Origin of the sequence: Streptomyces durhamensis, assembly GCF_000725475.1 — a bacterium.
GTDB lineage: Bacteria > Actinomycetota > Actinomycetes > Streptomycetales > Streptomycetaceae > Streptomyces > Streptomyces filipinensis.
The window spans coordinates 67,632-79,905 of the sequence record NZ_JNXR01000011.1 but is presented as its reverse complement, the minus strand read 5'-3'; the positions used below and the strand labels follow the sequence as shown (position 1 = coordinate 79,905).

Sequence of the window (12,274 nt, the reverse complement as noted above, 5' to 3'; positions counted from 1 at the left end):
TCTGCCACTCTATCCGTTCACCCAGTACGGCACCGGCTCCCGCCAGCGCCCGAAGGGCCGGTCGAGCGTGTACCTGCCGTCCTCTCCGAGAACGAGCATCCGCATCTCGGCGTTCCCGGGGTTCGACAGCGACTCGAATTCCGCGACCGTCCAGTGGAACCAGCGCATGCAGAACAGCCGCATCGCGAGTCCGTGCGTCACCAGGAGTACGTTCGGCGGATGGTCCGGGGCCTCGAAGCTGCGGAACAGGCTCTCAAGAAAACCGCCGACCCGGTCGTACACGTCGGCGCCGGACTCGCCCTGCGGGAACCGGAAGAAGAAGTGGCCGTACGCGTCGCGGTAGGCCTTCTGCAGGCGCACGTCGTCGCGGTCCTGCCAGTTGCCCCAGTCCTGTTCGCGAAGCCTGGGCTCCTCCCGGACGCGTATGAGGTCGGGGTCGAGGTGGAAGGCGCGCAGCGTGTCGTGCGTCCGCCGGTACGGGGAGACGTACACGCTCACACGTTCTCGGCCGAAGACCTCCCGGAGCTTCTTGCCGGTCTCCTCTGCCTGCCGCCGGCCGCGCTCGGTCAGCGCGAGCGCGTGGTCGGGTTCGCGCTCGTACACGGAGTCGTCAATGTTGCCCGTTGACTCGCCGTGCCGGACAAGGACGATGCGCCGTGGTCGTGCCATGCCAAAACCCTAGATCGAACGGGGGAAAGTCGAGCACTCGTACGGGCCCCATACAGCGTAGGTCACACGAATCGCACCTCTCGGACCCCTCCTGGACGCACTGCGCGCACTTTCAGGGTGCACGTTTGGTTTTCAAACGCACACCTGTGGCCTCAGACCGTCCAGGACGGTTCGAGATCCACGATGTCGCCGGAGAGCGCCGCCACGTCGGCCTCGGTCTGCGCGCGCAGCGCGAGGCGCTCCACGCGTTCGGTGCGGTACTTGCCGTGCTCGGCCGCCGACCGCCACATCGACAGGACCAGGAACTCCTGCTCGGGCGCCTCGGCGAACATGCCGCGGATCATTCCCGGCGAACCGGCCATCGCGGGGTTCCAGACCTTCTCCTGCATCAGCGTGAAGTGCTCGACGCGCTCCTCGTGGATCCGGCACAGGGCCACGCGGATCAGATCGGTGTCGGTGAACCGCGGCTCGAACCCCGTCTTCACATCGAAGCGGTACTCGAAGAGCTTGACCTGGGCGTCCTTGAACGTGCCGGACTGTGCGGTCGCCAGGCGGTCGTGGGAGCGGGCCATGAAGGAGTCGTAGAAGGCGCGGCTCTCCCAGAAGGCGAAGAGGTGCGCCACGCCGGGCCGCTGCCGGCTCCAGCCGCCACCCTGCCCCCGAAAACCCGGCTCCCCCAGAAGCCCCGCCCATTTCCGCTGCCCCCGCTCGAAGCCGCGGCGGTCCACCACGGTGCAGCGAATCCACTTGACCAGCACCGCGCCATCGTAAGGCCACCGGGCGTGGCGTCGGTCACGCTCTGGCGGAGATCACCCGGGCCTGCGCTCCGGCGGGCGTGGCACGATGGACAAGGAGCCCTGACTTCACCGGAGTTGGGGCATGGCAACCACAGGGGGAAGGGGAAGCCCGTTGACCGGCTTCAGCAAAGGACTGCGCAAGGTCGAGGTCGGGCTCAAGTGGGACCCCAGTCCGGCGGGCCGGCCGCCCACCGACCTCGACATCGTCGCGGCGACGTTCGTCTCGGGCGACGCCTACGGGGATCCGGCCTACCTGGTGCACTTCGACAGCCGCTCACCCGACGGGACGATCTTCCTCAACCGGGACAGCGCGGACGGCAGGGGCTTCGGCTGGGACGAGGTCATGGCGCTGGAACTGGACCGGCTCGATGCCCGGTACGCGCGCGTGGTCGTCGGTGTCGTCATCCAACAACGGTCCGGGCACACGGTGTTCGCCGACGTGCTGAATCCGGCCATGCGCGTCCGCGAGGGCTACACCGTGCTCGCCGAGGACGACTTCGGCTCCGTCCTCGGGGCGACGGCGGCCACGATCGCCGAGTTCGTGCGTGACGACTCCGGGCAGTGGACCTTCCGGCCCGGCGTGCACGGCTTCGAGGAGGATCCGGTGGCCTTCACCCGGGTCATGGGCAGGGCCCGGTGACGGCGAGGGGCGCCGGCCACGGCCGGCGCCCCTCGCTTCACCTGTGGACCGTCAGCTGCAGCCGCTGGTCGAACCGCAGCCCTCGCAGATGTAGCAGGAACCGGCCCGCTGCATCTTCGTACCGCAGGAGAAGCACAGCGGGGCGTCGGCCTGGATGCCCAGCTGCATCTCCACCAGCTCGGCGCTGGTGTGGGCCTGCTTCGGGGCGGGCTGGGCCGCCTCGGTGCCGGCCTTCGGCGCGGCGACCGCCTTCAGCTCCTGGGCGCGCGGCGCCGACTGGGCGAGGCCCTCGACGTCGACCTCGTCGTCGGCGGGCTCGTAGGAGCCGGTCTCCAGGTGCCGCTGGCGCTCCTCGGCGGAGTGGATGCCGAGCGCGGAGCGGGTCTCGAAGGGAAGGAAGTCCAGCGCCAGGCGGCGGAAGATGTAGTCGACGATCGACTGCGCCATCCGCACGTCCGGGTCGTCGGTCATGCCGGCCGGCTCGAAGCGCATGTTGGTGAACTTCGAGACGTACGTCTCCAGCGGCACGCCGTACTGGAGGCCCACGGAGACCGCGATGGAGAAGGCGTCCATCATGCCCGCGAGCGTCGAGCCCTGCTTGGACATCTTCAGGAAGACCTCGCCGAGACCGTCGTCCGGGTAGGAGTTGGCGGTCATGTAGCCCTCGGCGCCGCCGACCGTGAAGGACGTGGTGATCCCGGGGCGGCCCTTGGGGAGGCGCTTGCGGACCGGGCGGTACTCGATGACCTTCTCGACCGTCTCGCGGATGGTCGCCTCGGCCTTCTCGGTGACCTCGGCCTTCTCCTTCTCCTTGGTCTTCGCGGAGAGCGGCTGGCCGACCTTGCAGTTGTCGCGGTAGATCGCGAGCGCCTTGACGCCGAGCTTCCAGGCCTCGAAGTAGATCTCCTCGACCTCCTCGACGGTCGCCGTCTCCGGCATGTTGACCGTCTTGGAGATGGCGCCCGAGATCCACGGCTGGATCGCGGCCATCATGCGGACGTGGCCCATCGGGGAGATGGCCCGCTCGCCCATGGCGCAGTCGAACACCTCGTAGTGCTCGTTCCTGAGGCCGGGAGCGTCGATCACATTGCCGTTCTCGGCGATGTGGGCGACGATCGCCTCGATCTGCTCCTCCTGGTAGCCCAGGCGGCGCAGGGCCTGCGGGACGGTGCCGTTGACGATCTGCATCGAGCCGCCGCCGACCAGCTTCTTGAACTTCACGAGCGCCAGGTCGGGCTCGACACCGGTGGTGTCGCAGGACATCGCGAGGCCGATGGTGCCGGTCGGGGCGAGGACGGACGCCTGGGAGTTACGGAAACCGTTCTTCTCACCGAGACGGACGACGTCCTGCCAGGCCTCCGTGGCGGCGGCCCACACCGGGGTGTCCAGGTCGTCCATGCGCACGGCCGTGCCGTTGGCGTCGGCGTGCTGCTTCATGACCCGGTTGTGGGCGTCGGCGTTGCGGGCGTAGCCGTCGTACGGGCCGACGACCGAGGCCAGCTCGGCGGAACGGCGGTAGGCCGTACCCGTCATGAGGGAGGTGATGGCGCCGGCCAGGGCACGGCCGCCGTCGGAGTCGTAGGCGTGGCCGGTGGCCATCAGCAGGGCGCCGAGGTTGGCGTAGCCGATGCCGAGCTGGCGGAACGCGCGGGTGTTCTCGCCGATCTTCTGGGTCGGGAAGTCCGCGAAGCAGATGGAGATGTCCATCGCGGTGATGACCAGCTCGACGACCTTCTGGAAGCGCTCGGTCTCGAAGGACTGGTTGCCCTTGCCGTCGTCCTTCAGGAACTTCATCAGGTTCAGCGAGGCCAGATTGCAGGACGTGTTGTCCAGGTGCATGTACTCGCTGCACGGGTTCGACGCGGTGATCCGGCCGGACTCGGGGCAGGTGTGCCAGTTGTTGATGGTGTCGTCGTACTGGATGCCCGGGTCGGCGCAGGCCCACGCGGCCTCGGCGATCTTGCGGAAGAGCGCCTTGGCGTCGACCTCCTCGATGACCTCGCCGGTCATCCGGGCCCGCAGGCCGAACTGGCCGCCGCCCTCGACCGCGTTCATGAACTCGTCGTTCACGCGGACCGAGTTGTTGGCGTTCTGGTACTGGACGGACGTGATGTCGTCGCCGCCCAGGTCCATGTCGAAGCCCGCGTCGCGCAGGACGCGGATCTTCTCCTCCTCGCTGACCTTGGTCTGGATGAAGTCCTCGATGTCGGGGTGGTCGACGTCGAGCACGACCATCTTGGCGGCGCGGCGGGTGGCACCACCGGACTTGATGGTGCCGGCGGAGGCGTCGGCGCCGCGCATGAAGGAGACGGGACCGGAGGCGTTGCCGCCGGAGGACAGCAGCTCCTTGGAGGAGCGGATGCGGGAGAGGTTCAGGCCGGCACCGGAGCCGCCCTTGAAGATCATGCCCTCTTCCTTGTACCAGTCGAGGATCGACTCCATGGAGTCGTCGACGGACAGGATGAAGCACGCGGAGACCTGCTGGGGCTGCGACGTGCCCACGTTGAACCAGACGGGGCTGTTGAAGCTGAAGATCTGGTGCAGGAGGGCGTACGCCAGCTCGTGCTCGAAGATCTCCGCGTCGGCGGGCGAGGCGAAGTACCTGTGGTCCTCACCGGCCTTCCGGTACGTCTTCACGATGCGGTCGATCAGCTGCTTGAGGCCGGTCTCGCGCTGCGGGGTGCCGACGGCACCGCGGAAGTACTTGCTGGTGACGATGTTGACCGCGTTCACCGACCAGAAGTCGGGGAACTCGACGCCACGCTGCTCGAAGTTGACCGAGCCGTCGCGCCAGTTGGTCATGACGACGTCACGGCGCTCCCACGACACCTCGTCGTACGGGTGCACGCCGGGAGTGGTGTGGATGCGCTCGATACGCAGCCCCTTGGTGGCCTTGGCGCCCTTGGCTCGGGAACCTCGTGCCGGACCGCTCGCCGTCTCTGTCATGCCGCCTCCCTGTACGGGCGAAAACGCCCAGAAGTGCCCCGTTTGTTCCCGTGGCACGGTGTTCTGTCTTGTGTTGCGGGCACCCTCAGCCGCCGCCCGCAACAGGTCTTCGGTCGCCGCCTTCCGGCCGGAACCCGGTCTCCTCCCGGGCGCCGGCCCGCCGGTCAGTCGGCGGCGCGGACGGGCACGGGGACCTGAGTGGTCCCGACGGGCCCGCGATGGTCTTCCTGGCTCCCCGCTCCCGCGTCTTCCTCGTCCGCGGCGGGGCCTCGCGGCGCCTCCCTCAGCTCCGCGATCGCGGCCTCGAAGTCCTCGAGCGAGTCGAACGCCCGGTAGACGGAGGCGAATCGCAGATAGGCGACGAGGTCGAGCTCCTGCAACGGGCCGAGTATGGCCAGCCCCACATCGTGGGTGGTCAGCTCGGCGCTTCCGGTGGCCCGCAGCGCCTCCTCGACCCGCTGGCCGAGCTGGGCGAGTGCGTCCTCGGTGACAGGCCGTCCCTGGCACGCCTTGCGCACGCCGTTGATGACCTTGACACGACTGAAAGGCTCGGTGACCCCCGACCGCTTGATCACCATCAGCGAGCACGTCTCCACGGTCGTGAAACGACGGGAGCAGTCAGGACACTGACGGCGCCTGCGGATCGACGTGCCGTCGTCGGTCGTACGACTGTCGACCACACGGCTGTCGGGGTGCCTGCAGAAGGGGCAGTGCATGATCTCCAACCCTCCTCACAGCAGACTCAACAACCTCACCGGACCTCATGGGCCCCGCGAAGCAGCCCTAAGCATAGGCGATCGCGGAGCAGTCTCAGACCGGGGGGACCACAACTTGTGGGCTGCTGTAGCCATCCAACCACTAGATGTGGGGATTGGCTCATACACCGAGGCGGACACGCGTGTCGCACCGGAAGGGCGGCGGACATCCCGCACACAGGTGACGGCGGGGACACGCGGCGCGGAGCCGTATCGCTGTGATGCTTACGGAGATACCGTGGGCGCCGCACGGAGGACGCGTGGGACTCCGGCACAGAAGGGACCCGAGGCCCGGACGCCCGGCTTCCGGATGGCAGACTGGGACGGCGGCCCACGGGGTCGGCAACCCCGGCGGTGAAGAGTACAACAATGGGCGCTTTTGCCCGCCAGGTAGCGCGTCAGCAATACACCCAGACACGCGATCACGTCCGGTGAATCGCACTTTTTCACTCGAACGTGTGTTTGGCGCAACCTTTCGAAAGCAACTACCGTTGTCCAGCAGGGAGACCATCGAGAGGGGCCGACGTGACCACCACCGCAGACAGTGCCACCATCACTGCCCAGGACCGCTCCCAGGGCCGAGTCGAGCCGGTACACGTGATGAACGAAGCCGCGCATCCCGAAGGGCACAAGCGCTCCCTGCCGGGCCGACCTCCAGGAATCCGGGCGGACAGCTCCGGACTCACCGACCGGCAGCGTCGCGTGATCGAAGTCATCCGTGACTCCGTACAGCGGCGCGGCTATCCGCCGTCGATGCGGGAGATCGGTCAGGCCGTCGGCCTCTCCAGCACCTCCTCGGTCGCGCATCAGCTCATGGCACTGGAGCGCAAGGGCTTCCTGCGCCGTGACCCGCACCGCCCGCGCGCGTACGAGGTGCGCGGCTCCGACCAGGCCGTGACCGTGCAGCCCACGGACACCGCCGGCAAGCCCGCCGCGTCCTACGTTCCGCTGGTCGGCCGTATCGCCGCCGGTGGCCCCATTCTCGCGGAGGAGTCCGTCGAGGACGTCTTCCCCCTCCCCCGCCAGCTCGTCGGCGACGGTGAACTGTTCGTCCTCAAGGTCGTCGGCGACTCCATGATCGAGGCCGCGATCTGCGACGGCGACTGGGTCACCGTGCGCCGTCAGCCGGTCGCCGAGAACGGCGACATCGTGGCGGCCATGCTCGACGGCGAAGCCACCGTCAAGCGCTTCAAGCGCGAGGACGGCCATGTCTGGCTCCTCCCGCACAACGCGGCCTACGAGCCGATCCCCGGCGACGACGCGACCATCCTGGGCAAGGTCGTCGCGGTGCTGCGGCGCGTGTGACGCCCGCGGGCGGCCCGCACGGCTGCTCGCTCCCTGACCGGGCCCCGGAACCCCTGCGCCGGTTCCGGGGCCCAGCTGCGTCCAGAGCGTCCCAGCGCCTTGGTCTCCCGGACGCCTCCTCGCGGCTTGCGCCTCGTGGGATGGCCCGACCGGTGCCGGTCGGGCCACCCCACGATCACTTCGCCTCCGCCTGCCGCGCCTCCGCCTCCCGGGCCGCCGCGTCGATCGCGGCGAGCGACTTGCGGACCTGGTTGCGGTCCGTGGTGAACCAGAAGTCCGGCAGTGACGTCTTCAGGTAACCGCCGTACCGCGCGGTGGCCAGCCGCTGATCCAGTACGGCGACCACACCCCGGTCCCCCGAGGCACGGACCAGCCGGCCGGCGCCCTGCGCCATGAGCAGCGCCGCGTGGGTGGCGGCCACCGCCATGAAGCCGTTGCCGCCCGCGTCCTCCACCGCCTTCTGCCGGGCGCTCATCAGGGGATCGTCGGGGCGGGGGAACGGGATCTTGTCCATGACGACCAGCTGGCAGCTGGGGCCGGGGACGTCGACGCCCTGCCACAGGGACAGCGTTCCGAACAGGCACGTCTTCGGGTCGGCCGCGAAGTTCTTGATCAGCTCACCCAGGGTCTCCTCGCCCTGGAGCAGGATCGGGAACTCGGGGATCCGGGAGCGCAGCTCCTCCGCCGCGAGCTGCGCGGCCCGCATGGACGAGAACAGACCGAGAGTACGGCCCCCCGCCGCCTGGATGAGCTCGGTCAGCTCGTCGAGCATGTCGGAACGCTCACCGTCGCGCGCGGGCCGCGCGAGGTGCTTGGCGACATAGAGGATGCCCTGCCTCGGGTAGTCGAAGGGCGAGCCGACATCGACGCCCTTCCACGCCGGCAGGTCCTCGCCCTCCTTCCCCTCGGGGCCGAGGCCCAGCGACGCGCCGACGCCGTTGAAATCGCCGCCCAGCTTGAGGGTCGCGGAGGTGAGGACGACAGCGCGGTCGGCGAAGAGCTTCTCCCTGAGCAGGCCCGAGACCGACATGGGAGCGACCCGCAGGGACGCGCCGAAGCGGTCGTGGCGCTCGTACCACACGACGTCCCACTCCGAGCCGTTCAGGACCCGCTCGGCCACGTCGTGCACCGTCTCCACCGAGGCGAGCGCCTGCTTGCGGACCGCGTCCTCGTCCTGCACCGACTTGTCGCGGGTCGAGCCGAGCGCGGTGATGACCGTACGCGCGGCGTCCCGCAGTGCCATGAGGGCGTAGCCGAGGTCTTCCGGGATCTCCTCCAGGCGGCCCGGCAGGGCCAGCTCCATCAGCCGCTCGAAGCCCTCGGCGGCGGTCTGGAGCTGATCGGCGGCCTTCTCGTTGACGAGCTTGGCCGCCCGGCGCACCGCTCGATTGACCTGGCCGGGGGTGAGTTCGCCGGTCGCGACACCGGTGACCCGGGAGACGAGTTCATGCGCCTCGTCCACGATCAGCACCTCGTGCTGCGGCAGCACCGGCGCGCCCTCGATGGCGTCGATGGCGAGCAGGGCGTGGTTCGTGACCACGACATCGGCGAGCTTGGCACGCTCCCGGGCCATCTCGGCGAAGCACTCCGCGCCGTACGCGCACTTCGACGCGCCCAGGCACTCCCGCGACGACACCGACACCTGCGCCCAGGCCCGGTCCGAGACACCCGGAGTGAGATCGTCCCGGTCGCCGGTCTCCGTCTCGTCCGACCAGTCGCGCAGCCGCAGGAGGTCCTGGCCCAGCTTGCTGGTGGGCGCGGCGGCCTCGAACTGGTCGAAGAGGCCGTCCTCCTCGTCCTGCGGCATGCCCTCGTGCAGGCGGTGCAGGCACAGGTAGTTCGACCGGCCCTTGAGCATCGCGAACTCCGGGCGGCGGCGCAGCAGCGGATGCAGGGCGTCGACCGTGCGGGGCAGGTCGCGCTCCACGAGCTGGCGCTGCAGCGCGAGCGTGGCCGTGGCGACGACCACTCGTTCCCCGTGCGCGAGCGCCGGCACGAGGTAGCCGAGCGACTTACCGGTGCCGGTGCCGGCCTGCACCAGCAGGTGGGATCCGTCGTCGATCGCCTCGGCGACCGCTTCGGCCATGGTCACCTGGCCAGGGCGCTCCGTACCACCGACAGCTGTGACGGCGGCGTGGAGGAGTTCGGGGAGTGAGGGCTTCGTCATAGCCCGACCACCCTACGGCCCGGCACTGACAACGGGGGGATCAAGGCGGGTGGGGAGGGCGGGATCACGGCCTGGCTCCTGGCGGGTGGCGGGGCGGGCTGAGCGGCACACCAAGGGTGACGGTGCCGTCGCAGTGGGCTACAGCACATCCCTCAGGACGCGGTCCCGGATCATGAGGGCGGACCGCTTGCCGGGCAGGTCGACCTCGTCGGCGAACCGGAAGCCGGCGCTCAGGAACGCCGCGACGGAGGGGGCGTTGTGCAGGGCGGGTTCCGCCACGACCCGTGCGCACGTCGGGCGCCGGTCGAGGACCAGGTCGGCCACGGCACGGAGCAGCACGGATCCCAGCCCTCGTCCTCGGTCCGCGGCCGCACCGACGAGGAGGTGGATGCCGGTGTCATGAGGGCGGGCCGGATAGTGGCGGGCCAGCGGGTCCAGGTCCGCCCGGTAGATCTCCCAGTAGCTCATCGGTGTGCCGTCCAGCACGCCGAGACACGGCACGCTGCGTCCGTCGCCGTCGAGCTGGGTGCGCAGGTGCCCCTCCGCCCGGGTCCGGGGCCCGGCCAGCTCCCAGAACGCCGCGACGGCGGGGTCGTTCATCCAGCGGTGGATGAGCGGCAGGTCGTCCTCGATGCGCACGGGCACCAGCTGGAAGGAGCCGACGCGGGTGAGCACGGTGCCCCACGTGTGCAGCTGGTCCAGGAGACAGGTGGCCCCGCCGGCGAAGAGGCGCAGGAAGTCCGCGGGCAGCTGCAGGTCCAGCGTGTCCTCGCAGTCCGTGTCGTCGTCCTCGACGGCGAACCCGGCGAAGGGGGCGCCCCGGGTGGCCGCGCCGTCGCCTCGTGGGTCGGCGGAGCCCCGGTGAGCCGGGACGCCCGGGGCGACGGGGGCGCCCGGTCGGGCGGGGCCGGGGCCCGGGTCGGCGTTCGCGTCGGTGGGAGGCAAGATGCGCTCCTCTCAGGAGACGAGGTGGTTCATGTTCCTCGGAAGTGCCGGGAGACCGTGCGGTGCGTTCAGGGGTGAAGGGGGTTGGCGATGGTGACGTAGACGGACTGGGTGTCGACCGGGCCGACGAGTTCGTCCAGGCCGTGCAGGCGGGTCAGCAGGTTGGCCTTGCAGCGCAGGACGGGTGCGTCGAGCAGGAGGCCGGGAAGGGGGCTGCGCAGTGCGGTGGGCCCGGTGGCGGCGTCGGTGAGGAAGCGGCGGAAGGCCGCGAGGAGGAGTCGCTCGTCGACGAGGCGCTGGGAGCCGAACGCGCCGATCAGGCCGAGCACGTTGTTGATGGCGAGGTAGTAGGCGAAGCGTTCGTCGGTCACCTCGTCGGGGACGAAGGTGTCGCTGTGCTCACCGATACCGGGCAGCCGGGAGCTCAGTTCGGCTCGCCGGGACGTGCGGAAGTAGTAGCCCTGGTTGTCGCGGTAGCGACCGCCGGCGGGCCAGCCGTCGCCGTCGAGCAGGAGCAGGGTGTTCTGCTGGTGGGCTTCGAGGGCGATACCGGCCTCGCCGTCCAGCCAGAGCACGGGTCGCACGACCTGTTCCAGGTAGCGGAGGAACCACTCCGCGGCAACGGCCGCGAGCGGCCGGCCGGTGCGCGCGGCGAGCCGTTCGACGAGCTGGGCCAGCCGGGAGCGCATGGGCCGGGTCCCGTGGTGGGGCGAGGAGTCGCCGCCCGGTTCGGGCACGGGTCGCGGCGAGACGAGTCCGGCGACACAGCCGACGTCGTCGGTCGGGGCGAACGGGTTGTGCCTGATCACCACGTCGAGTCCGGGCACAGGCAGGCCGTCCGGGGTGTCGACGGCGAGCCAGGCCGGGTCGCGGACGATGTCGAAGCAGGGGTGTGCGGCCTGCCATCGCCGGGACAGGCCGGTGCGCAGCAGCCGGTGCACCTCGACTCCGCGGTGGAGTTCCTTGCGCAGGTTCTCGCGGCGGGAGTTGGTGATGCTCAGGCCGAGCGACAGCTTGAGCATCGCGGGGGCGCCCGACCGGTACACCGTGCGGACGGAGGAGGTGGGATGCCAGGCGGTGCCGAGAGGCCCGAGGTCACGCAGGAGTCCGGAGTCGAGGAGGGCGGCGACGGGTTCGCGGTGGCGCAGTTCGCGGGCCTGCCACGGGTGCAGGGGGAGGGCGGCGTAGTCCTCGGGCACCGGAAGGCCCGTTCCGGCGAGGCGCCGGACGAGGTCGGCGGCAAGAACGGGTCGGCCCCGCTCGGTCCAGGACGAGTCGGTGGCGAGCAGCGAGGGCGCGACGGCCATCCAGTGCAGGGCGAAGGAGCCGCGCAGCTCCGGTGCGTACAGCCGGGCTTCGGAGTCGGTCAGGCCTTCCCGGCTCTTGGGGGTCGGGTGCAGGGGGTGTCCGAGGAGGAGGGCCTGCTCGGCGGAGAGGAACAGGTCGGGGGGATCGTCGGGGTGCTCGCGCCGGTCGTGGAGGAAGGTCGCGGTGCGGCGCTGGGAGTCCGCCACCCTGGCCACGAGATCGCCGTGGCCGACACCGGTGGGTTCCTCGGCGGAGGCCGTGCCGCCGGTGTCACCGGCCGTCTCCCGGACGAGCAGGGCCGCCAAGGTGACGGCGTCGACCGCGGGAGCGGCCGCCGGGGCGCCGATCAGGCGGGGTGGGCCGAAGCGGTGCAGGCCCGTGGCCGACCAGTAGCGGACCGGCACGAGCAGGGAGGTGCCGCTGGCCGGCAGCGAGAGGCAGAGGGTGCCGCTGTGGGGGGCCGCGAGGTTGCTCTCCCGCACCCAGCAGCGCAACAGGTTGTCCACGGCGGCGGCCTGGGCCGCGGTGCGCGGGTCGGGATGCTCCAGCAGGTCGGCGCCGGGCTCGGTCACTCGGCTGAGATCGACGGTGCGCCTCTTCTGCTGGGGAACCGCCTCGGCGAGCGGCACAGGGGAGGCCGGGATGCCGGAGTCCCCCTGTTCGTCGGGAGCACCGGAGTTGCCGTCGGGAGTGGGGTTGGCGTTCATGACGGCTCCTCGTGGCCGGCTGGATGGTGCGGTGT

The 12,274-nt window shown here is 70.2% G+C and carries 9 protein-coding genes; 2 read left to right on the top strand and 7 right to left on the bottom strand.

The window, feature by feature from the left end; translation table 11 throughout:
- Positions 1-9 precede the first annotated feature (9 nt).
- Together IO33_RS0117305 and IO33_RS0117300 are read right to left on the bottom strand one after the other, a co-directional pair.
- The gene (locus IO33_RS0117305; protein ID WP_031165700.1) at positions 10-669 is read right to left on the bottom strand and encodes a histidine phosphatase family protein; all 660 of its coding nucleotides are present in this window, start codon (positions 667-669) and stop codon (positions 10-12) included.
- A 152-nt stretch (positions 670-821) separates the two neighbouring features.
- Positions 822-1,427 carry a YdbC family protein gene (locus IO33_RS0117300; protein WP_031165698.1) on the bottom strand — a complete coding sequence of 202 codons (606 nt, stop codon included), beginning with the start codon at positions 1,425-1,427 and terminating at the stop codon, positions 822-824.
- 151 nt (positions 1,428-1,578) lie between these two features.
- On the opposite strand from IO33_RS0117300, the gene IO33_RS0117295 reads away from it, so the two are divergent.
- A complete protein-coding gene (locus tag IO33_RS0117295; protein ID WP_031165696.1) occupies positions 1,579-2,106 on the top strand; it encodes a TerD family protein in 528 nt (175 codons plus the stop codon).
- A 51-nt stretch (positions 2,107-2,157) separates the two neighbouring features.
- On the opposite strand, the gene IO33_RS0117290 is transcribed toward IO33_RS0117295, so the two are convergent.
- Both IO33_RS0117290 and nrdR read right to left on the bottom strand, forming a co-directional pair.
- A complete protein-coding gene (locus tag IO33_RS0117290) occupies positions 2,158-5,052 on the bottom strand; it encodes a vitamin B12-dependent ribonucleotide reductase (RefSeq protein ID WP_031165694.1) in 2,895 nt (964 codons plus the stop codon).
- 164 nt (positions 5,053-5,216) lie between these two features.
- The gene (gene nrdR / locus IO33_RS0117285) at positions 5,217-5,768 is read right to left on the bottom strand and encodes a transcriptional regulator NrdR (RefSeq protein ID WP_031165692.1); all 552 of its coding nucleotides are present in this window, start codon (positions 5,766-5,768) and stop codon (positions 5,217-5,219) included.
- A 564-nt stretch (positions 5,769-6,332) separates the two neighbouring features.
- Here nrdR and lexA point away from each other — a divergent pair.
- Positions 6,333-7,112: a transcriptional repressor LexA gene (gene lexA, locus IO33_RS0117280; protein ID WP_031165691.1), complete on the top strand. Its 780-nt coding sequence runs from the start codon at positions 6,333-6,335 to the stop codon at positions 7,110-7,112.
- 175 nt (positions 7,113-7,287) lie between these two features.
- Here the strand turns inward: lexA and IO33_RS0117275 are convergent, their stop codons facing one another.
- From IO33_RS0117275 to IO33_RS0117265, 3 genes are all read right to left on the bottom strand, one after another.
- Positions 7,288-9,279, bottom strand: a complete 1,992-nt coding sequence (locus IO33_RS0117275) for an ATP-dependent DNA helicase (RefSeq protein WP_031165688.1) — start codon at positions 9,277-9,279, stop codon at positions 7,288-7,290.
- A 138-nt stretch (positions 9,280-9,417) separates the two neighbouring features.
- Positions 9,418-10,224 (bottom strand): GNAT family N-acetyltransferase, encoded by an 807-nt coding sequence (locus IO33_RS0117270; RefSeq protein ID WP_031165686.1) that lies wholly within the window; start codon positions 10,222-10,224, stop codon positions 9,418-9,420.
- A gap of 68 nt (positions 10,225-10,292) precedes the next feature.
- Positions 10,293-12,239 (bottom strand): IucA/IucC family protein, encoded by a 1,947-nt coding sequence (locus tag IO33_RS0117265; RefSeq protein WP_031165684.1) that lies wholly within the window; start codon positions 12,237-12,239, stop codon positions 10,293-10,295.
- Positions 12,240-12,274 lie beyond the last annotated feature (35 nt).